Source organism: Paraburkholderia sp., from assembly GCF_049581445.1.
Lineage (GTDB): Bacteria > Pseudomonadota > Gammaproteobacteria > Burkholderiales > Burkholderiaceae > Paraburkholderia.
This window is the reverse complement of record NZ_JBAURZ010000068.1, coordinates 24,417-44,158: the sequence shown is the minus strand read 5'-3', so window position 1 is coordinate 44,158 and position 19,742 is coordinate 24,417. Positions and strand designations below refer to the sequence as shown.

19 protein-coding genes and 1 tRNA gene are annotated in these 19,742 nt (G+C 61.3%); 10 read left to right on the top strand and 10 right to left on the bottom strand.

Annotated elements, in window-relative coordinates; translation table 11 throughout:
- Positions 1-56: 56 nt before the first annotated feature.
- From WCA85_RS05430 to WCA85_RS05415, 4 genes are all read right to left on the bottom strand, one after another.
- Complete coding sequence (locus tag WCA85_RS05430; RefSeq protein ID WP_424062141.1) at positions 57-560, bottom strand: YbhB/YbcL family Raf kinase inhibitor-like protein; 504 nt, start codon at positions 558-560, stop codon at positions 57-59.
- A 201-nt stretch (positions 561-761) separates the two neighbouring features.
- Positions 762-1,208 carry a very short patch repair endonuclease gene (locus tag WCA85_RS05425; protein WP_424062140.1) on the bottom strand — a complete coding sequence of 149 codons (447 nt, stop codon included), beginning with the start codon at positions 1,206-1,208 and terminating at the stop codon, positions 762-764.
- The gene (dcm, locus tag WCA85_RS05420) at positions 1,208-2,506 is read right to left on the bottom strand and encodes a DNA (cytosine-5-)-methyltransferase (RefSeq protein WP_424062139.1); all 1,299 of its coding nucleotides are present in this window, start codon (positions 2,504-2,506) and stop codon (positions 1,208-1,210) included. Before dcm ends, WCA85_RS05425 begins: the two co-directional genes overlap by 1 nt.
- Positions 2,507-2,856: 350 nt before the next feature.
- Positions 2,857-3,162, bottom strand: a complete 306-nt coding sequence (locus WCA85_RS05415) for a hypothetical protein (protein ID WP_424062138.1) — start codon at positions 3,160-3,162, stop codon at positions 2,857-2,859.
- 153 nt (positions 3,163-3,315) lie between these two features.
- Between WCA85_RS05415 and WCA85_RS05410 the strand changes: the two genes are divergently transcribed.
- The 3 genes from WCA85_RS05410 to WCA85_RS05400 all read left to right on the top strand — a co-directional run bounded on the left by WCA85_RS05410 (position 3,316) and on the right by WCA85_RS05400 (position 4,883).
- Positions 3,316-3,507 (top strand): CsbD family protein, encoded by a 192-nt coding sequence (locus WCA85_RS05410; protein ID WP_424062137.1) that lies wholly within the window; start codon positions 3,316-3,318, stop codon positions 3,505-3,507.
- 229 nt (positions 3,508-3,736) lie between these two features.
- Positions 3,737-3,958, top strand: a complete 222-nt coding sequence (locus tag WCA85_RS05405) for a hypothetical protein (RefSeq protein ID WP_424062136.1) — start codon at positions 3,737-3,739, stop codon at positions 3,956-3,958.
- Between the two features lie 223 nt (positions 3,959-4,181).
- Positions 4,182-4,883 (top strand): glutathione S-transferase N-terminal domain-containing protein, encoded by a 702-nt coding sequence (locus WCA85_RS05400; RefSeq protein ID WP_424062135.1) that lies wholly within the window; start codon positions 4,182-4,184, stop codon positions 4,881-4,883.
- An 80-nt stretch (positions 4,884-4,963) separates the two neighbouring features.
- Here the strand turns inward: WCA85_RS05400 and WCA85_RS05395 are convergent, their stop codons facing one another.
- On the bottom strand, positions 4,964-6,685 hold the full coding sequence (locus WCA85_RS05395) for a tetratricopeptide repeat protein (protein ID WP_424062134.1): 1,722 nt from the start codon (positions 6,683-6,685) through the stop codon (positions 4,964-4,966).
- A gap of 318 nt (positions 6,686-7,003) precedes the next feature.
- On the opposite strand from WCA85_RS05395, the gene WCA85_RS05390 reads away from it, so the two are divergent.
- Both WCA85_RS05390 and WCA85_RS05385 read left to right on the top strand, forming a co-directional pair.
- The gene (locus WCA85_RS05390) at positions 7,004-7,339 is read left to right on the top strand and encodes a hypothetical protein (protein WP_424062133.1); all 336 of its coding nucleotides are present in this window, start codon (positions 7,004-7,006) and stop codon (positions 7,337-7,339) included.
- A gap of 138 nt (positions 7,340-7,477) precedes the next feature.
- Positions 7,478-8,026, top strand: a complete 549-nt coding sequence (locus tag WCA85_RS05385) for a DUF2867 domain-containing protein (RefSeq protein ID WP_424062132.1) — start codon at positions 7,478-7,480, stop codon at positions 8,024-8,026.
- 58 nt (positions 8,027-8,084) lie between these two features.
- On the opposite strand, the gene WCA85_RS05380 is transcribed toward WCA85_RS05385, so the two are convergent.
- Complete coding sequence (locus tag WCA85_RS05380; RefSeq protein WP_424062131.1) at positions 8,085-8,336, bottom strand: hypothetical protein; 252 nt, start codon at positions 8,334-8,336, stop codon at positions 8,085-8,087.
- A 485-nt stretch (positions 8,337-8,821) separates the two neighbouring features.
- On the opposite strand from WCA85_RS05380, the gene WCA85_RS05375 reads away from it, so the two are divergent.
- The gene (locus WCA85_RS05375; protein ID WP_424062130.1) at positions 8,822-9,181 is read left to right on the top strand and encodes a DUF4148 domain-containing protein; all 360 of its coding nucleotides are present in this window, start codon (positions 8,822-8,824) and stop codon (positions 9,179-9,181) included.
- Between the two features lie 314 nt (positions 9,182-9,495).
- Here the strand turns inward: WCA85_RS05375 and WCA85_RS05370 are convergent, their stop codons facing one another.
- The 3 genes from WCA85_RS05370 to WCA85_RS05360 all read right to left on the bottom strand — a co-directional run bounded on the left by WCA85_RS05370 (position 9,496) and on the right by WCA85_RS05360 (position 10,598).
- Positions 9,496-9,768, bottom strand: coding sequence for a hypothetical protein (locus tag WCA85_RS05370; RefSeq protein WP_424062129.1), 273 nt, complete (start codon positions 9,766-9,768; stop codon positions 9,496-9,498).
- 174 nt (positions 9,769-9,942) lie between these two features.
- A tRNA-Arg gene (locus WCA85_RS05365) sits at positions 9,943-10,017 on the bottom strand.
- A gap of 395 nt (positions 10,018-10,412) precedes the next feature.
- On the bottom strand, positions 10,413-10,598 hold the full coding sequence (locus tag WCA85_RS05360; protein WP_424062128.1) for a rubredoxin: 186 nt from the start codon (positions 10,596-10,598) through the stop codon (positions 10,413-10,415).
- A 249-nt stretch (positions 10,599-10,847) separates the two neighbouring features.
- On the opposite strand from WCA85_RS05360, the gene WCA85_RS05355 reads away from it, so the two are divergent.
- The 4 genes from WCA85_RS05355 (at position 10,848) to WCA85_RS05340 (ending at position 18,228) form a co-directional block, all read left to right on the top strand.
- Positions 10,848-12,770 carry an ATP-binding cassette domain-containing protein gene (locus tag WCA85_RS05355; protein ID WP_424062127.1) on the top strand — a complete coding sequence of 641 codons (1,923 nt, stop codon included), beginning with the start codon at positions 10,848-10,850 and terminating at the stop codon, positions 12,768-12,770.
- 285 nt (positions 12,771-13,055) lie between these two features.
- Positions 13,056-15,041, top strand: a complete 1,986-nt coding sequence (locus WCA85_RS05350; protein ID WP_424062126.1) for a DNA topoisomerase IV subunit B — start codon at positions 13,056-13,058, stop codon at positions 15,039-15,041.
- A 62-nt stretch (positions 15,042-15,103) separates the two neighbouring features.
- On the top strand, positions 15,104-17,428 hold the full coding sequence (parC, locus tag WCA85_RS05345) for a DNA topoisomerase IV subunit A (protein ID WP_424062125.1): 2,325 nt from the start codon (positions 15,104-15,106) through the stop codon (positions 17,426-17,428).
- A gap of 341 nt (positions 17,429-17,769) precedes the next feature.
- Complete coding sequence (locus tag WCA85_RS05340) at positions 17,770-18,228, top strand: CopD family protein (RefSeq protein ID WP_424062124.1); 459 nt, start codon at positions 17,770-17,772, stop codon at positions 18,226-18,228.
- 118 nt (positions 18,229-18,346) lie between these two features.
- Here the strand turns inward: WCA85_RS05340 and WCA85_RS05335 are convergent, their stop codons facing one another.
- On the bottom strand, positions 18,347-19,555 hold the full coding sequence (locus tag WCA85_RS05335; protein WP_424062123.1) for a chromate transporter: 1,209 nt from the start codon (positions 19,553-19,555) through the stop codon (positions 18,347-18,349).
- Positions 19,556-19,742: the final 187 nt, after the last annotated feature.

Here is a 19,742-nt window from a genome sequence, read left to right as displayed (position 1 = left end):
GGTTCAGCGGGCTGGTCCAGTGGCGGCAGCGTGCGCCGCCGCCACTGCCTGGGTGATTATTTCAGTTCGTACAGACCGGTGTAGGTTGTCGAATCGAGTTCGTTCAGGTGGGTCATAAAGCGCGCAATCGCATTGGTCGTGTCTGCGCTGATCGGTATGTGCGCGACCTTCAGCGCATGAAGCCTGAAAATGTACCGGTGCGCCTTGTCGCCACGCGGCGGCGCGGCACCGCCGAAGCCTACCGTGCCGTAATCGTTCCGCACCTGCAGCGCGCCCTGCGGCAGCAGGCTGCCGTCGGCCTTGCCGGCGTTGCGCGACAGCGAGCGGGCATCCGCCGGAATGTTGACAACCACCCAATGCCAGAAGCCGCTGCCGGTGGGCGCGTCAGGATCGTGCACGGTCAACGCAAAGCTTAGGGTGTCTTGCGGCGCCCCCTCCCACTGCAGCGCTGGAGAGATGTTCTCGCCATCCACGCCGAATGCCTTGTCGTCGTACTCATGCGCTTTCGGCATGAAGCCGTTAGCGGGAAAGTCGTCGGACCAGAGACGGAAATCAGCCATCGTATGCCTCCTTAAGGATGGTTCTAGAGATGGGCCGGGCTGCCGGCAAAGGTGCTCCGGAAAGACCCGGGTGAGCCAGATGAGTGTATCACCGGCGGCTGGTTCGATTGCCTGAGCCGGGCCGCGCCCAGAGATCTGAATTGCGGGATTGACGGGTGCGTTTGGACTGGTCGTTTGGACTGCTGGTTTGAAGTTCAGTACTCAGCCGCGCTCGTCGAACTCGGTGGCGTCGTTGTGCAGCCAGTCAGTCAGCCGTTCCAGCACGCCATTGAGATCCCGATTGGCTCCACGCAACGCGCATTCCCACACCACGGCGACACGCCATCCCGCGGCGAGCAGGGCTTCCTGCGCCCGGGCGTCGTTACTGCGGTTGCGGCCAATCTTGGCGCTCCAGAACTCAGGCCGGGTCTGTGGCCATTTGAAGAGCGGGCAGTCGTGGCCGTGCCAGAAGCAGCCATGCACGAATACCACGGCGCGATAGCGCGGCAACACGATGTCGGGGCGGCCTGGCAGGTCGCGGGCGTCGAGCCGAAAGCGAAAGCCCCGGCGATGCAGCAGGCTGCGGATCAGCAGTTCCGGCTTGGTGTTGCGCCCGCGGATGCCGGACATCATCCGGCTGCGGGTGGCGCTGTCGACAATGTCGACCATCAGGCGTAGCGCAGCCGCGCCCGTGTAGTGACGCCAGTTACAGTGCCCGATGCCGCGTTACGCTCCTGCGCGAGCAGAGCCTGGATGTGCGGCAGCATGATGCGCGCGACTTCCCGCATGACCGGCATCACGACGCTATTGCCGAACTGGCGATACGCCTGGGTGTCGCTGACGGGAATGCGGAAAGTATCGGGAAAGCCCATCAGACGGGCGCATTCGCGCGGGGTGAGACGGCGCGGGCGCAGCCGCTTGCCCTGATCGACGAGGATTTCACTCCCGTCCTTGTGATAACGCGCGGACAAGGTGCGGGTCACGCTGTCCGGATAGGCCAGACCGAAACCGAAACCGTTGCCTGCCGCGCGATGCTTTTCCGCGTAGTTCTGCAGATAGGTCCACAGGTTGGGCGTCAGGGTGTATTTCGGTTGTACGCGCTTTTTCGCGTGGTCGAAGAAACGGTCGTGATCCCACGTCAGCAGCGGCTCGCTGCCGTCCGTGCGATGCAGGATGGCCGAGAGTCGCGGGCCTTGCTCCGGCAGACGCAGGTCGTCCCACGAAAACGCGGTCTTGCCGCGAAAGCCGACGATGATGATGCGCTCGCGATGCTGCGGCGTGAAATGCTGGCCATCGACGATCCGGTAATGCACCTCATAGCCGAGTTCATCGCGCAGGGTCTGCAGGATCACTTCAAATGTGCGGCCCTTGTCGTGGGACAGCAGGTTCTTCACGTTTTCCAGCAGGAAGGCGGCGGGGCGCTTAGCGGCAATGATCCGCGCGACGTCAAAGAAGAGCGTCCCCTGGGTCGAGCATTCGAAACCATGCGGGCGGCCCAGCGCGTTTTTCTTGCTCACGCCTGCGATGGAGAAGGGCTGGCATGGGAAGCCGCCCAGCAGGACGTCGTGCGACGGCACATCGGCGGCGGGAAACGAGACGATATCGCCGATGAACGAATGGTCCGCGCCGTAGTTTTCGAGGTAGGTCTTCTTCGAGAAGTCGTTCCATTCGCTCGTGAAGACGCAGGCGCCTCCCTGGGCCTCGAACCCCATCCGGATACCGCCGATGCCCGCAAACAGATCAATAAAACGGAAATTCGCTTCGCCCGTCGCGCCGCTTTTGTGACCGCCCGCGCCCGCTTGCAGCAGGTCGCGCAGGGCCGGTTCGAGCATCGCCGGACAGGGCGTTTCACCCTTTTCCCAGCGGCGCACGGTTTTGATGTCTTTGCCGACGTGAGCGGCGATTTCTCGCTGGGTAAAGCGGTTGCGCGCCTGTTTGAGCAGCTCGAGCGGTGGGGCCTGGGTCACTAGCAGTCCTTGCTGGGGATTTTTGCGGACATTATGACCTAGAGTTGTCCCTTTCTCCCGTGATTTGGGGCTCGGTCGAGCAAAAATCACGCAGATTGAGGGAGCAAGTAGACGGTGGGCGGAAAATGACGGCGATGCGCGGGCCGTGGCCGCAGCGATAGCCCGAAAGCCGGGTATTCGGCCTGGTGCATTGCGGCTGTCATTTTGCGTTGTTAGGCTTCTACCGTGACGCAGGATCTCCGCGTTACGGTGTGTTCGAGCCGCGGCCTAGGCCCGCGGCTTTTTTTGTCTGTAGAAATGACAAGCCCCCGGCTCGATTGGCCGGCGCAGACGTGTCGACGGTTGGCGTTTTACCGCACGGCGCCGCGGCTTTCGTGCGCGGCGAGCGGCATCGCGTTCCAGGTGGGAAGCTGGTGGTGGGCGTCAAATTTGTCGAGTTGCAGCAGCAGGCTGTCGACGATGCGCAGTTGAGCGTGGGACAGATGGCTCGCGTCCAGCAACCGGTTCAGCCGATCGCGCCAGTAGGGCGGCGGCAGGATCGGGCCAGCAAGGTCGCCGAGCAGGGACGGCAGCATCACGCGGCGAATATGCGCGATGTCCTGGTCGATAAGCGTCGCAAACGATGAATTGTTGGACGCAGTCAGCGTGTGGTCCATGCCTCGTTAACGGCAGGTCAAAGCTTGACTTTAGGGTTATTTGCAAAATTTTTTTGGGCTTCAGCCGGACGTGGATTGGGCTGGGCATAGCCGTTGCTGAATGAAAGCACTGGCGTAACTTTGCGCTGGCATTCCAAAACGATGGAGCCTGACATGAACAAAGACCAAGTGAAGGGTGTTACCGAGCAGGTCAAGGGTAAGGTCAACGAGGCTGTCGGCAAGGCCACCGGGGACAAGACCCAGGAACTGAAGGGCGACCTTCAGCAGGGCGCGGGCGAAATTCGCAAGGCTTACGGCGACGGCAAGGAACAAGCCAAGGACAACGCCAAGCGAAACGCGCCGTAACGCGTCAGTCTGGCCAGCCCCGTTCCTTTAGGGGCGTTATGGTTTGAGGAAAAGGCGCTGCGGCGCCTTTTCTGCTTTCCGGAACCTTGGGCGGCGTGTTGTGTTGCGCTCTGCTGCGTTGTGCCCGATGCGATGCGGCAATGCTTGCCGATGGTTGTGCCAGGGTATGCGAAAGCTTCCGGGCCGCCCGCGGCTCGCCTAGACTGGGTGCATCGAGAGGAGGCATGCAATGACACCCGAAAAAATGATCGCGATGTTTGAGCGGCAGTTTCTGGAGGGGAAGGTACCCGTCGATGTCGAATATACCTGCGCCGGGTTTGCCGACTGGCTGGCGTCGGCTTGGGATTTGCTCGGCGCGGATGAACGCGTCGTGCTGATGTCGGTGGGCGCGACGCTCTGGCGCGAGGGTTACACCCGCCGCGCCGGGACGGCGACCAAAGATCCATGGTGAGTTGGTGGGTACACGAGGCAGCGGAAAGGGGCGCGGCGCTTGCCGCGCAGCCACCTAGGCAGAGCCGTCGCCGGTGCGGATCATGCCAGTGAGGGCGAGCAGGGTACTCGCAAGAAAAGTTATGCGAGAGCGTTTATATTGATCGCTTTGTTCGCCAGTGACGGCTACCTGCCGAGGGAGTGATAGGCAGGCATCGTCCATCGCTACCTAGACCAAGGCCTTCATGACTGATCTCTCCGCATTTCCGATTACCGCCAAATGGCCCGCCCAGCATCCGGACCGCATTCAGCTCTATTCGCTGCCCACGCCGAATGGCGTGAAGGTCTCGGTGATGCTCGAAGAAACCGGCTTGCCGTATGAACCGCATACGGTGCGCTTTGACGCCAACGATCAGATGTCGCCGGCGTTTCTTTCACTGAATCCGAACAACAAGATTCCGGCGATCCTCGACCCGAACGGCCCCGACGGCAAGCCGTTCGCGCTGTTCGAGTCCGGTGCGATTCTGTTCTACCTGGCCGGCAAGACCGGTCAGTTGATGCCGCAGGATGCCGCCGGTCGTTACGAAACGCTCCAGTGGGTGATGTTCCAGATGGGCGGCATTGGCCCGATGTTTGGCCAGTTGGGTTTTTTCAACAAGTTCGCCGGCAAGGATTACGAGGACAAGCGCCCGCGCGATCGTTACGTGGCCGAATCGCGGCGCCTGCTTAATGTACTCGAGCAACGGCTCGCTCAGCGTGAGTGGATCATGGGCGCCTACTCGATTGCCGATATCGCCACCTTTCCGTGGGTTCGTAACCTAGTGGGCTTTTATGAGGCCGCTGATCTGGTGGGATTCGCGGATTTCCCCGAGGTCAAACGGGCGCTCGACGCGTTCCTGGCGCGCCCGGCCGTGGTGGCCGGTGTAAATATCCCGAGCCGGAACTGAACTCGGGGCTAGTGGAGCGTAATGGGGCTATTGGATGCGCGGCCGGTCGTGCCGTGACCTCCACGGTTGGGGCCGGGCCGTCAGTCGATCCGGCGCCCGGCGCGGGCCCCCAACGCCTCGCGGACTGACGAGACCACGCTAGTCCATTCCCCCAGCGCCGGCTGGCGGAACAGTTGCGCGCTCGGATACCACGGGCTGTCCTTGCGTTCCAGCATCCAGCGCCAGCAAGTGTCGAGGCGGTTCAGAATCCAGACGGGCCTATTCATGGCGCCGGCAAGATGGGCGACTGCAGTGTCGACCGAAATGACCAGATCGAGGTTAGCCACGAGGGCTGCGGTGTCGGCGAAGTCGACGAGTTCGTCGGTGTAGTCGATGATGCGTGGTCCAAGCTCAGGCCTCTGCGCGAGTTGCAGCGCCGCCGGACCTTTTTGCAGACTGTAGAACTGCACCTGCGGGACGTCGAAGAGGGGCCGCAGCGTATCCAGCGCGATCGAGCGCCTCGCATCGTTTTTTCTGAGTTCAGCAACATGCGGCCGGTTGCCACCCGCCCAGACCAGACCAACTTTCAATGCACCCAGCGCGTCGTTGCCGATGCGCTGAGCCCACCGTTGCGCCGCCTGTGCGTCGGGGTGCAGATAGGGCGTGCCTGCTGGAATGGTTCCTAAGTCCGTCTTGAAGGCTAGCGGCAGCGAGAGCAGCGGGCAATGGCAATCGAATCGCGGCAGTGGCTGGCCCTGCTCGATCAGTTCGTCTACACCCTGCAGATTCGACAGAAGCCGCATCAGTTCCGACGGCACCTCCAGTAAGACGCGCGCGCCGAGAGTGCTCACCATTGCCGCGTAACGGCAGAATTGCAGCGTGTCGCCCAAGCCCTGTTCTGCGTGCAGCAGAATGGTCTTGCCGGCGATGGGAAAATCGCCCAGCCATAGCGATTCAGCGAGGGTTCGTTTGCCCGCCTTGATGCGGTTGCGTTCCCAGCGCCATTCGTACTTCTGCCAACCCTCCGCGAGCCGGCCCATTTGCAGCAGACAGAGCGATTCGTTCCAGTGCGCCTCGGCAAAACCGGGGTTCAGCGTGAGGGCGTGTTCGTAGCTGTGCAGGGCTTGCGCATGTTGATTCAGATCGACCAGGGTGAGGCCGAGATTGTTCCATGCGTCGGCGAGCGCAGGAGCCAGCTCTATGGCGCGCTGGTAGCTCGCTTGCGCGTCCTCGGGGCGGTTCAGATCGCTCAGTGCGTTGGCGCGGTTGCTCCATGCGTCGGCGTAGTTTGGCTGCAAGGCGATGGCTTGATCGCAGCTTGCGAGCGCGTCGGCAGGACGCCCCAGGTCGCGTAGCACGCAGGCGCGATTGCTCCAGCCTTGCGCGAATCCCGATTGCAACGTCAGTGCGCGCTCGAAGCTGGCAAGCGCCTCAGCCGGTTGATCGAGAGCAGCCAGCGCGTTGCCTCGGTTGTTCAGGGCATCGACGAAGTCGGCGCGCAAGGCGAGCGCCCGATTGGCGCTGGCAAGAGCTTCCTTGTAGCGGTGCAGCGTGTTGTAGGCATAGGCCAGATTCGAGTGAATCGGCGCTTGCATACCGTTGATGGCGACCGCCTGTTTCAGTAACGCAATCCCTTCTTCGAGACGGCCTGATTGCAGTGCAAGGGCGCCGAGCAACTGGATCGCATCGAAGTGCCTGGGCCGCAGCACCAGAATCTCGCGATAGAGTTCTTCCGCTTCGACATATGCCGCGTTTTGCTGCAAGGCCACGGCCTGACTAAGCAGGGTGTCGACCTGGCGCTGCTGATTCGCTGTCTTGCTCATAGAGTGCATGGTGACTGGGTCCACGCTAAAACCGCATGGTTTAACGTGACTCAGCCGGATAAGGAAACGCTTGAATGGTGATGGCTGAATGGCCCGCGCATCCTGAACGAAGCAGCGGTGCTTCGTTCAGGATGCGCAGGCAGGCAATTCGCCGCGATTATCGCCGAAAAGAATTGACGCCGCCGATGCAGACAGTTCAACACGATACGGGTCATGCTGGCGCGTCATTCAGCCAGCTTCACGGCGACGCCCGGTTGCTCATGCCATCGCAGGGCGGCGGGGTATGATGGGCGCGACGATTGCACGGGAGATTGGACGATGAAAGTCAGTCATTCGCTTTTGCTGGCGAGCGCGATTCTCGCCTCGATCTCACTCGCCGCGTGTACGCAGGCCGGCCCAGTTGAATTCTCCGCGACGGGCTCCGATGCGCCTACAACGTCGCGCGCCGACGATCTGGATTTTGGACCCATGGATCATTCCGTTGCCGCCTGCAAAGCCGTTGCACAGAAGGCGGGTGCGGGGCAATGCGTGAAAGTGCGGGCGTACGAGTCGTGTATGAAAACGCGCGGCTACATCACAGTGCTCGGTCCGGAAAATCCGTCCGGATGCGGAGAACCCCTCTGGGAGCAAGATGTGCGCAAGTGGGTTCAATGAGCGGGATGCGAATGCGACGGGGTGGGTGGTGGAAAAGATATACATTCCTAAATAATCACGAGATGTGACGATCGGGGGTTGTTGCTACGCTTCATACTGCGCGTGAACGTTTGATTCTCTACTAGGGAGTGTCGATAGATGGAAAATGCTGACTGGTCTGTCAAGCCGGTTGCGGTGCCGGGAGAATCAGCCGTCGCAGGATGGTGCGATGCCCCTTATCTGGCAGATGCCTACGCGATCCGTCTACCCCTTGACGCTAGCATCGACACTGAACAGTTATCACGCTTCCTGTTCTCTCACCAGCCATCATGGGTAGCGCGGCTGATGTCGGTGCGCGATACCGTGGTTGCCCGCTTCGGCATCAAAACCGCGAAGCAGTTGCGGCGCTCGTCAGGTGCGAGCGGTGAGGGGCGCGTCGATATCTTCAAGATCTACCAGCGCGCCTCACACGAGATCATCCTCGGTGAGGACGATAAGCACCTCGACTTCAGAGTGTCGGTGCTGCGCCAGATGAGAAACGAGGCGGCAGGCGAGTACCCGTACCTCGTTTTATCGACCGTCGTGCATTGCCATAACCGACTCGGACGCGTGTACATCACGTTGATTGCACCGTTTCACCGCATGGTGGTGGAGTCCACTTTGCGCCGGGCAGGACGCCTGGGCTGGCCCACAGCCGCCAAACTGTGATCGCGCGAACTGCTTGCGAGCGAATCTCTTCGCAGCGGTTCGCGTAAGCCTTGAACCGCTAGCCCGCCATTTCTACGCACGTTTGCGTCACAACGGGGACCCGCACACAACGATCGAATTCGTCCAGTTCCAGGAGCAGACTGTCGACGGCGCGTAACTGTGCGTTGTTGAGATGAACCGTATCCAGGATCTGATATAGCCGCTGACGCCAATAATCCGATGACAGATACAAGCCCACCACTTCACCATACAAGGCCGGCTTCATTACTCGTGCAATGTGTGCGATGCCTTCGTCGATAAACCTGTTCATACGGTCCTCGTCAATGCTGCTTGTCGTTCGTTAAATCTGCCCGCTTTCGTCAGATGATTTTCGCGGTCGTTGTGTGAGTCGCTTAGCCGTTTCAGTGAACTTCGCGTGTTGCGGATCCGGCTGTGTGCGCTCATCGCGTGAATCAAACAGTACGCTTGGGGTGCAAAAGACAATCCGATGAACACCACGGTTTTATCGCGCTATTTCGCGCGCTATGCGTTGATCCGGATAGCCGGGCTGAGGATTTACCCGGATGCGACACCAGCGTTTCTCGGTTGATTCGGGCCGCACACCTCACCTGCATACGCTGCGCGCACAGAACTTCCGGAGTAGGGCGCTCTTAACGGCGATTGTGCTGCTAACGACAACAGTGAATTCGGAAACGGGGTCTTCACCGCCGGATGGGCCGCTTCTACACTGTAGTTACCGGCTGCAGACAAACTTGTTTGTAGCGCCGCACAAAACAATTGTCGGAGGTCCAGATCATGAAAGCCCTTATCAAAGCAGTTGCTCTTGCCGTTGTTCTCGTCGCTCCAGTGGTCTCGTTCGCGCAGTCGAATGAACCGCTCACGCGTGCACAGGTTCGGGATCAATTGATCCAGGTGGAAAAGGCCGGCTACAACCCGGCGACGTCTAACGACTATGACTACCCGGCGAACATTCAGGCCGCGGAGGCACGTGTTGCGGCGGAACATGCGGATGCGCAAACCGCAACGGCACAGAACACGGCTACCCAAGCTAGTGCGAGCGGTTATGGCTCGAATGGGAATGGGACGTCGCAAGTTGGTGTGCGTACGTCTACGACGGTGAGTTCGTATTCGCCGCCGATCAGCAATGCTCGTTAAGGCCCTACGCCGTTGCCCAATGTATTAGACGAGGTTAGGTGACGAGTCAGAGACAACGCTCGTTAGTGACACGAAACAGGCCTGCATCTTTCAAGAGATGCGGGCCTGTTTGCTATTGCCGACGGGGGCGGTTTCCCACTTTGGGTGGCGCAAATGTTTTTGCAAAACGGCAGCCGTGCGCATTCCCCCTGGAGACTTGTTTGGGAGCCAAAGCGGCTGGCCGGCAAACAGGGCGGCCATTGATTGATGACCTGGGTTCGTGGTGCGGAGGGGGAATGACGACAAAGGGGGCGTTCTTCGTGGACAACTCCGGGCTAGTCTGTGACGAACACGGCGACCGGCTTCGGATGGTGCAGTTCGAATTCCCGAACCCGGCCCGCGCGAACATCTAGCACAAGCCGTTCGATCATGTCGATCTGCGCGGACTCCAGTTCGACATTGCCGCTCGACGCGGCCGTAATTTTGGCAAACCACGCGCGGCGACGCTCCATCAGATAAACGATGGCGCCAGCGCGCCCCAGGAAGAACCGCTCCATTGTTTGCGTGTGCGTCGCGACGGGCGACGCGTTGGTTGGTTTGGCGCGCAAGTTAGCATGCTGAGCGCGCGAGGGTGGGGGGAGCGAAGGTGGGGAAAGATTCCGGGCGGGGATGGGGCGGCGGCGGTGACTATCAAAGCAAAAAGCCCCGCTGCGGATGCTTGGCGGGGCTTGAGATATTCGCTCGTGAACGGCGTTGGGTCGCCGGCGTGCGCGACGTATAGCTGGTCCCCCCGACAGGAATCGAACCTGTATCTAGCGCTTAGGAGGCACTTGTTCTATCCATTGAACTACGGGGAGCAGAACCGCGAGCGGCGCGAGCAGGCACTTGGCCACAAGCCCACACAACCGCCTTCGGCCTATTGATTCCGTTGACAACCGCTACGTTCCTAAGTCGACCCGCCGTAGCGCGGAACACGTTCAATTCTAACTTCAGCCTGGCGTACGGCGTCATACCGGACACGACCCAAAAGCAAGCAGGCCGGCATTTAATTGCGCCGCAGGGGCCAGAGTATAACAAAGCCACCAGGGCATGCGAATGGCGTGTGACGCACAGGGCAGACACTCAACGCGCACGCCCTCGCCACACATAACACCACAAAACACAACGGCCCGGCAGCCTCCTTGGCTTGCCGGGCCGTTGCGCCCTCCGACACGCGTCCCGCAGGCCGCACACCGGCATCAATCCGTCGCCTTCAGAACTCCACGATGGCGAATTCCGCCTTGGCCACATCACACAGCGGGCAGCGCCAGTCTTCCGGGATATCGGCGAAACGCGTACCTGCCGCGATGCCTTCTTCCGGCAAACCTTCTTCTTCGTTGTAGATCCAGCCACAAATCAGGCAGACCCAGCTTTTATATTCAACTATTACTTCGCTCACGGCACACACTCTTTCTTCAGTTCATTACAACAATCCGCGCGGTCTGCCCCTTTTTGGGGCGCGCGGCGACCCGCAATATTACAGGAATTTGTCAGGGCGCCACTTAGGACCCTCGAGCGGGTGCAATGCAGCCGCCTCGTCCCGATTACGCCCTGGCCAATCGCCCTATCTCTTCCGGCATCCAGGCAAGCGCCTGCGCGCCCGGTACAATGGGCGCTTCCGACTCACCGCTGTCTTCTGCCAAACTCCATGTCGCTTTACACCATTACCGGGGCGCAACTCGCGTTCGGTCACGTCGCGTTGCTCGATCACGCAGATTTCTCTCTCGAAGCGGGCGAGCGCGTTGGGCTGATCGGCCGCAATGGCGCGGGCAAGTCGTCGCTGCTTAAAATCGTCGCCGAGCTCGCCAAGCCCGACGACGGTCTGGTTACCCGTCAGCAGTCGCTGACAACCGTCTACGTGCCGCAAGAGCCGGAGTTCGATACGGACGACTCGGTGTTCGACGCCGTCGCCGCCGGCTTGACCCACGCCCGCGCGGCGCTGGACGAGTACGATACGGTCGCGCACCAACTTGCAGAAACGCCGGAAGGCAGTGAACACGACGCGTTGATGTCCCGCCTGAACACGCTGCAATCGTCGCTTGACGCCCTCGATGCCTGGAACTGGCGCAACCGCGTGGAGACCACGCTCGCGCAGATTGGCCTTGATGGCGATGCACGGGTTGGCGCGTTATCCGGCGGCATGCAAAAGCGCGTCGCGCTGGCGCGCGCGCTGGTGGTGCAACCGGACGTGCTGCTGCTGGACGAACCGACCAACCACCTCGATTTCGACGGCATTCGCTGGCTGGAAGATCTGCTGATCTCGCAGCGTGCGGGTCTGCTCTTCATTACCCACGATCGCGCGTTCCTCGACCGGGTCGCCACACGCATCGTCGAACTGGATCGCGGACGCCTGCTGTCCTATCCGGGCAATTTCTCGGCCTACCAGGTGCGCAAGGCACAGCAACTGGAAGTGGAGCGGATCGAGAACGACAAGGCCGACAAACTGCTCGCACAAGAAGAAGTCTGGATTCGCAAGGGCGTCGAAGCGCGCCGTACTCGCAGTGTCGGGCGCATTGCGCGGCTCGTGCAGATGCGCAACGAGCGCTCCGAGCGTCGCAACGTGTTGGGCAACGTCAAGCTGGACGTGGGGCAGGGCGATAAGTCCGGCAAGATCGTCGCGGAACTGACCGATGTGACGAAGCGCTATGGCGCGCGCGCGGTGGTCGACCGGTTCACCGGCACGGTGATGCGTGGCGACAAGATCGGCTTCGTCGGTCCGAACGGCGCAGGCAAGACGACGCTGTTGAAGCTGATTCTCGGCGAGTTGCAGCCGGATGACGGCACGGTCCGGATCGGCACGAACCTGCAGGTCGCGTACTTCGACCAGATGCGCGCCCAGCTTGATCTGGACAAGAGCCTGGCCGACACGATCAGCCCTGGCAGCGAGTGGGTCGAAGTCAACGGCAACAAAAAGCACGTGATGAGTTATCTCGGCGACTTCCTGTTCGCCCCGGAGCGGGCGCGCTCGCCGGTAAAGTCGCTGTCAGGGGGCGAGCGTAACCGGCTCCTGCTGGCGCGTCTGTTTGCCCGTCCGGCCAACGTGCTGGTACTCGACGAACCGACCAACGATCTTGACATCCCGACGCTGGAACTGCTGGAAGAACTGCTCGCCGAGTATGACGGCACAGTCTTGCTGGTGAGTCACGACCGGGCGTTCCTCGACAACGTCGTCACGTCGGTGATCGCGTCGGAAGGCGAGGGCAAGTGGCGCGAGTACGTGGGCGGCTTCTCGGACTGGCAGGTGCAAAGCGCCCGTTCGCAGCAGATGGCGCAGGAAGCGTCAAAAGAGGCGACACGAGAGGGCGCGCCGAAAGACAGCGCCACGGGCCGCAACACTCAGCGTGCGGTGAAGCTGTCCTTTAAGGATCAGCGCGAACTGGAGGCGCTGCCGGTGCAGATTGCGGCGCTGGAGGCCGAGCAGAAGACCATCGGTGCGCAACTCGAAGACGGCTCGGTCTTCGCGAAGGACCCGGCCGAAGGCGCGCGGCTCACGGCGCGCTACACGGCGATCGACGAAGAGCTGATGGTCGCCCTGGAACGATGGGATGAGCTGGAGAGCAAGCGCAAGTAACGCAAGCCGCCTCATCCAAACAGTCAATCCGGCGTCCGGCAAATTGCTCCCTGTATCGAAATCAGTAAAATACCCCGCGAACAGGCTTGCCTTGGGCCGTTCGCGCCGGCCGCCGCGCCGTCGCGAGGGCCGGGCAGAAGCAAGCCAGAAAAGCGTTTGCCCGCGGTGCGGGCACCCCACTCACCCCATTGTTTCGTTTCGCTTTTTTTGAAAACTCAACGCATTGTCCACGGACCTGTCCACAGGAACTGTGGACAACGATGAACCGACGCACCCGAGTAAGCCATGTCTACGAAAAAGCCAAACGCCGCGTATAGCGAAGCGTCGATCAAGGTGTTGAAGGGTCTGGAGCCGGTCAAGCAGCGGCCCGGCATGTACACGCGCACCGAGAATCCGCTGCACATCATTCAGGAAGTCATCGACAACGCGTCGGACGAAGCCCTCGGCGGCTACGGTCGGCAGATCGTGGTCACGCTGCACGCGGACCAATCGGTGTCGGTCGAAGACGACGGCCGGGGCATCCCATTCGGCATGCACCCCGAAGAGGGCGTGCCGGTCGTCGAAATCGTGTTCACCCGTCTGCACGCAGGCGGCAAGTTCGACAAGGCCGCGGGCGGCGCTTACACGTTTTCGGGCGGCTTGCACGGCGTGGGCGTCTCGGTTACCAACGCGCTGTCCACGCGCCTTGACGTCACGGTCTGGCGCGACGGAAAGATTGCAGAGCTAGGCTTTGCCGGCGGTGACGTCGCCAGGGCTCTTACCGTGCGCGCTGCCGCCAAAGGCGAAAAGAAGTCGGGCACGCGGGTCACCGCCTGGGCCGATCCGAAATACTTCGATTCGCCGAATCTGCCGTTCGGCGAGTTGCAGCGTCTGTTGCGCTCGAAAGCGGTGTTGCTGCCGGGCGTCGAGGTCACGCTCATCAATGAGAAGTCCGGCGAGAGTCAAACCTGGAAGTACGAAGACGGCCTGCGCGGCTATCTGCTGGAAGGCATGAACGGCAGCGACCTGCTGATCCCGCTCTTTGAAGGCGAACGTTACGCAGAAAGCTCGCGATCGAACGAAGAAACCTTTGCCGAGGGCGAGGGCGCCGCCTGGGTTGTCGCGTGGAGCGAAGAAGGTCCGCTCACGCGTGAGTCCTACGTCAATCTGATTCCTACGCCCGCTGGCGGCACGCATGAATCCGGTCTGCGGGACGGGCTGTTCCAGGCGGTCAAGAGCTTTGTCGAGTTGCATAACCTGCAGCCGAAAGGCGTGAAGCTCCTCGCCGAAGACGTGTTCGCACGCGTGTCGTTCGTGCTGTCGGCGAAGGTGCTGGATCCGCAGTTTCAAGGGCAGATCAAGGAACGCCTGAATAGCCGCGATGCGGTGAAGCTGGTGTCGTCGTTCGCGCGTCCGGCGCTCGAGTTGTGGCTCAATCAGCACGTCGAGCACGGCAAAAAGCTCGCGGACCTCGTCATCAAACAGGCTCAGGCACGGACGCGTGCCGGCCAGAAGGTGGAGAAGCGCAAGAGTTCGGGCGTGGCGGTGTTGCCAGGCAAGCTGACCGATTGCGAATCCACCGAAATCGACCGGAATGAATTGTTCCTCGTCGAGGGCGACTCGGCGGGCGGCTCGGCGAAGATGGGTCGCGACAAGGGATATCAGGCCATCCTGCCGCTGCGCGGCAAGGTGCTGAACACGTGGGAAACCGAGCGCGACCGCCTGTTTGCCAATAACGAAGTGCACGACATTTCGGTGGCGATCGGCGTCGATCCGCATAGCCCGGACGACAAGGTCGATCTGTCGAACCTGCGCTACGGCAAGATCTGCATTCTCTCGGACGCGGACGTCGACGGTTCGCACATCCAGGTATTGCTGCTCACGCTGTTTTTCAAGCATTTCCCGCAACTGATCGAACGTGGGCATGTGTGTGTCGCGCGTCCGCCGCTGTTTCGTGTCGATGCGCCCGCGCGTGGCAAGAAGCCGGCGCAGAAACTCTACGCGCTCGACGAAGGCGAACTCGAAGCGATTCTCGACAAGCTGCGCAAGGATGGTGTGCGCGAAACACAGTGGTCAATCAGCCGCTTCAAGGGTTTGGGTGAGATGAGCGCGGAGCAGTTGTGGGACACCACGATGAATCCCGATACGCGGCGTCTCACGCCGGTGGCGCTCGGTGAACTCGACTACGACGCCACGGTGGCGCGTATGACGATGCTGATGGGCAAGGGCGAAGCGGCGTCGCGGCGCAGCTGGCTGGAAGAAAAGGGCAACGAAGTGGAAGCGGATATCTGAGCGCGCTCATCGCGCCTCGTTACGCCAAACCGCTTCACGCCAAACACGGATACGGAATCTAGATGGACGACGATAACACTCTCGACCTTTTCACCGAGCCACCGCCGCCCGAGGGCGATTTCCTGACGCTCGGCAACTACGCGGAGCGCGCGTACCTCGACTATGCCGTGAGCGTGGTCAAGGGACGTGCGCTGCCGGATGTCTGCGACGGCCAGAAGCCGGTGCAACGTCGCATCCTGTATGCGATGAACGACATGGGCCTCTCCGACAACGCCAAGCCGGTGAAGTCGGCGCGCGTGGTGGGCGACGTTCTCGGTAAGTACCATCCGCACGGCGACCAGTCGGCCTATGACGCACTCGTGCGGCTCGCGCAGGACTTTTCGATGCGCTATCCGTTGATCGACGGGCAGGGCAATTTCGGTTCGCGCGACGGCGACGGCGCCGCGGCCATGCGATACACCGAAGCGCGTTTGACGCCGATCGCCAAACTGCTGCTCGACGAGATCGACCAGGGCACGGTCGATTTCATGAAGAACTACGACGGTGAGTTCGATGAGCCCAGGCTGTTGCCGGGCCGTCTGCCGTTCGTGTTGCTGAACGGCGCATCGGGCATTGCCGTGGGTCTCGCGACGGAAATTCCGTCGCACAATCTGCGTGAAGTGGCGGCGGCAGCGGTGGCGATGATCCGTCATCCGAAGCTCACGCACGCCGAATTGATGCAGCTTATCCCCGGGCCGGATTTCCCGGGCGGCGGCCAGATCATTTCGAGCGAAGCGGAAATCTCCGCCGCCTACGAATCCGGTCGCGGCAGCCTGAAGGTCCGTGCCCGCTGGAAGATCGAGGAACTCGCTCGCGGCCAGTGGCAACTGGTGATCACCGAATTGCCGCCGAACACGGCCGCGCAAAAGGTGCTCGAGGAAATCGAAGAGCAGACCAACCCGAAGATCAAGCTCGGCAAGAAGACGCTCACGCCTGAGCAGTTGCAGACCAAGCAGACCATGCTTGCGCTGCTTGACGCGGTGCGCGACGAATCGGGCAAGGATGCGCCGGTGCGTCTCGTGTTCGAACCGAAGTCGAGCCGTATCGACCAGACCGAATTCGTCACCACGCTGCTGGCCCATACGAGCCTGGAATCAAATGCCTCGCTCAATCTGGTGATGGTCGGCGCCGATGGCCGGCCGCGTCAGAAGGGCATCGCCGAGATCCTGCAGGAGTGGATCGGCTTCCGGTTCGTGACGGTGACGCGGCGCACGCAGCATTGCTTGTCCAAGGTCAACGACCGGATTCATATTCTCGAAGGCCGGATGATCGTCTTTTTGAATATCGACGAAGTCATCCGCATCATCCGCGAGTCGGACGAACCGAAGCCCGCGCTGATCGCCGCGTTCTCGCTGTCAGATCGTCAGGCTGAGGACATTCTTGAAATCCGTCTGCGTCAGTTGGCGCGACTGGAAGCTATCAAGATCGAGAAGGAACTGGCGGAGTTGCGCGACGAAAAGGCCAAGCTCGAAGAACTGCTGGGCAGCGAATCGGCCATGAAGCGCCTGCTCATCAAGGAAATCGAAGGCGACGCGAAGCAATATGGCGACGAGCGTCGTACGTTGATCCAGCAGGAAAAGCGCGCGACTTTCGAAGCGCGCGTGGTCGACGAACCGGTCACGGTGGTCGTTTCGCAGAAGGGCTGGGTGCGGGCGCTGAAGGGTCACGGGCTCGATCCGGTCGGCTTCACCTTCAAGGCGGGCGACGCGCTTTACGCCGCGTTCCAGTGCCGCACGCCGGATACGCTGATCGCCTGGGGCAGCAACGGGCGTGTCTATTCGGTCGCGGTCGCGCTGCTGCCGGGCGGACGCGGCGATGGCGTGCCGGTCACGTCCCTGATCGAACTCGAATCGGGCAGCCATCTGATGCACTACTACGCAGCGCCGGCGGATCAGGCGTTGTTGCTTGCGTCGAGCAATGGCTTTGGTTTTATCGCCAAGGTGGGCGACATGGTGAGCCGCGTCAAGGCCGGCAAGTCGTTCATGACCATCGACGCAGGCGCGGCACCTTTGGCGCCGATGCCGATGGTGCCGGATGCCACCCGCGTGGCCTGTCTGTCGGGCGGTGGCCGTCTGCTGGTATTCGGTCTCGACGAGATGAAGACGCTTTCGGGTGGCGGCCGTGGCGTCACCTTGATGGCGCTGGACGAGAATGAACTGCTAACGCAGGCGCTGGCGATCGGTAAGGCGGGTGTCGTGCTGCTGGGCACGGGTCGAGGCGGCAAAGCGTCTGAAGAAACGCTGAGCGGCGCGGCGCTGACCCCGCATCTCGGCAAGCGTGCCCGCAAGGGACGCTTACCGGATACGAAGCTCAAGCAACTGAGCATGCGCCCGGCGCTGGCCGCATGATGAAGTAACCGCAACACCGGGCAATACCGCGTGCGTCGTCCTTCAACCACAGCCGGCGCACGCGGCAGGTAGCAAGACTTAACAATTTGGGGATCAGCGCACTATAGAGGACGCCCAAATGAGGACGCCAACCTTTGCCGCTTCGCATGGCGTCTCGCGAGCTGTAAAAAAGTTCGCGGCGCCCTGGTGTTCTCGGTAGTCCGCTGAGACAATAAATAAAACGATGGCAGAGTGCGGAACTGCACGAACAGCGTGCGGTCGAACGCGGTCATTAGCCGTGTCTTAATACAGGCCTCAAGGTCAAAACAGACGGCGCGCCATCACACGGAGAGGAAAACAATATGAGCAAAGCCATCGAAGTCGCGCTCTTTTTACATCTGCTCGGCGTCGCCGTGTGGGTTGGCGGTATGGTCTTTGCGCACTATTGCCTGCGCCCAGCGCTCGCAGATTTGTCGCCTCAGTTGCGCTTGCCTTTGTGGGAATCGGTGTTTGGTCGGTTCTTCAACTGGGTCGCTGCTTCGGTCATCGTGATCTTGCTCACGGGCGGCTTCCTGCTCATGCAGTTCGGTGGCGGTCACGCCTCTTGGCAACTGCATGCCATGGCGGGCCTCGGCATTGTGATGATGCTGATCTTCGGGCATATCCGCTTCGCGGTCTTTCCGCGTATCCGCCGCGCCGTGCAGGCGCAAAACTGGCCGGACGGCGCGCGTGCTGTTGGGGTGGTGCGCCGCCTCGTGGTGGTCAATCTGGCACTCGGTATCGTGACCATCGGTGTGGCTGTGTTGTCCGGTGGAGTTTGAGCCGTTCGCTAAAGATCAAACGGTTCTCAACGAAGAACGCCGCGTATGCGGCGTTCTTCGTTTCAGGTCCACGTGAGCGAAGGCCTTTGGGTGGACTCGTCGGCGGGTCGGCAGGCTGCTATGCCGTTGCCGCATAAGCGAGCCACAACCCACATGCACCGGCCACCGCGCCATAAACCATATACACCGGCACCTTGAGTTTGGCGAAGCACGTGCCCGAGAACAGCGCAGTCATCAGATAGGGCAACTGCAACGGCACCCGTTGGGCAATGCGCAACACAGCGACCGCCAGAAACGCGGTGGTCACCGCACGCAGGATGCGCATGCCGTGTTCGAAGCGCGGGTTGGCCTTCAATTGATGCAGGTGACGTTGCGCCAGCACGACAAGGCAGCCTGATGGCACGAACAGCGCAAGAGTGGCGATCAACGCGCCGGGCCAACCATCGACCAGGTAGCCGAAGAACGGCACCACGTTCAGCAGCGGCCCGGGAGACAGTGGCGAAAGCGAGAAAGCAAGCGTGAAATCGTTGTCCGAAATGCCGATCCCAGGCGTCACGAACAACGCCTTGAGCACGGGCAACGCGGAGAAGCCACCGCCAAACAACGTCATGCCGGCGCCCGCGAGTCGCGGCCACAACAGCGCCAGTTCATAGCGGTGCGGCAGCGGCACAGCGAACAAAACCAGCAACACACACAAGCCGATAATCACGTGCCAGTCGGTACGCCCAATCGACACATTCAACGGTACCTTACGTTCGCGGCTATTCAGCCAGCCGACTGCGAACGCCGCACCCAGCATCGCGACATACGCGGCGGGACTACGCGCATAAGCGAGTGTGACGCAGCCAAGCAGCGCCGCGAGCCATTCCAGTTTGCCGCGCACGAGCGCACGCGTCTGTTTGTACCAGGTCACTGCGATGAGCGTGCCCAGCACGACACTGAAGTGATTCAGCAAGGTCTGCGATGCAACCGCACGTACGATAGGTGTGCGATAGAAGATGGCAAACAGCGTCATCAGCATGAAGAAGGGCAGCACGCTCGCAATGCCCGCGACCCACGCGCCGGCCTTTCCGCGCAACGCATGCCCAAGCTGCACGGCGACGTTGCAGCCGACCGGCCCCGGTACCATCCACGCTAGCGCGATCAGATCGGAGAACGCCACTCGCGAGAGCCTGCCCTCGCGTTCGACATAGTGGTTCTCCAACTGGGCCATCAAAGCGAGTCCGCCCCAAGACATAGCCGACAGGCCGCATACGACCCGGAACAGCGTCCATAGCGGTTCTCGTTCACCTTGTTGGGTGACTTCCTGGCTCGTGATCGTGTACATGACAGTCTGCGCGCCGTGCGGATGTTTGAGGCCGTGTCGTAATACGGCGCGCTTTGCGTGGCCGGAACAGCGCGCTCTGCCGTGAGTACGTGGTTGAATGTAGCCGGTTTTTTGTGCATACGCCAGGACGGCGCAAGGTTTTGACGCACTTCGTCAATGCGACCGGTTCAATGCACTGCACCTGACT

Excerpts from the sequence above, each read along its gene's own strand:
- WCA85_RS05430 (WP_424062141.1), bottom strand. The coding sequence starts at position 560 with ATGGCTGATTTCCGTCTCTGGTCCGACGACTTTCCCGCTAACGGCTTC.
- WCA85_RS05425 (WP_424062140.1), bottom strand. The coding sequence starts at position 1,208 with ATGGTCGACATTGTCGACAGCGCCACCCGCAGCCGGATGATGTCCGGC.
- WCA85_RS05415 (WP_424062138.1), bottom strand. The coding sequence starts at position 3,162 with ATGGACCACACGCTGACTGCGTCCAACAATTCATCGTTTGCGACGCTT.
- WCA85_RS05410 (WP_424062137.1), top strand. The coding sequence starts at position 3,316 with ATGAACAAAGACCAAGTGAAGGGTGTTACCGAGCAGGTCAAGGGTAAG.
- WCA85_RS05405 (WP_424062136.1), top strand. The coding sequence starts at position 3,737 with ATGACACCCGAAAAAATGATCGCGATGTTTGAGCGGCAGTTTCTGGAG.
- WCA85_RS05400 (WP_424062135.1), top strand. The coding sequence starts at position 4,182 with ATGACTGATCTCTCCGCATTTCCGATTACCGCCAAATGGCCCGCCCAG.
- WCA85_RS05395 (WP_424062134.1), bottom strand. The coding sequence starts at position 6,685 with ATGAGCAAGACAGCGAATCAGCAGCGCCAGGTCGACACCCTGCTTAGT.
- WCA85_RS05390 (WP_424062133.1), top strand. The coding sequence starts at position 7,004 with ATGAAAGTCAGTCATTCGCTTTTGCTGGCGAGCGCGATTCTCGCCTCG.
- WCA85_RS05385 (WP_424062132.1), top strand. The coding sequence starts at position 7,478 with ATGGAAAATGCTGACTGGTCTGTCAAGCCGGTTGCGGTGCCGGGAGAA.
- WCA85_RS05380 (WP_424062131.1), bottom strand. The coding sequence starts at position 8,336 with ATGAACAGGTTTATCGACGAAGGCATCGCACACATTGCACGAGTAATG.
- WCA85_RS05375 (WP_424062130.1), top strand. The coding sequence starts at position 8,822 with ATGAAAGCCCTTATCAAAGCAGTTGCTCTTGCCGTTGTTCTCGTCGCT.
- WCA85_RS05355 (WP_424062127.1), top strand. The coding sequence starts at position 10,848 with ATGTCGCTTTACACCATTACCGGGGCGCAACTCGCGTTCGGTCACGTC.
- WCA85_RS05350 (WP_424062126.1), top strand. The coding sequence starts at position 13,056 with ATGTCTACGAAAAAGCCAAACGCCGCGTATAGCGAAGCGTCGATCAAG.
- parC (WP_424062125.1), top strand. The coding sequence starts at position 15,104 with ATGGACGACGATAACACTCTCGACCTTTTCACCGAGCCACCGCCGCCC.
- WCA85_RS05340 (WP_424062124.1), top strand. The coding sequence starts at position 17,770 with ATGAGCAAAGCCATCGAAGTCGCGCTCTTTTTACATCTGCTCGGCGTC.
- WCA85_RS05335 (WP_424062123.1), bottom strand. The coding sequence starts at position 19,555 with ATGTACACGATCACGAGCCAGGAAGTCACCCAACAAGGTGAACGAGAA.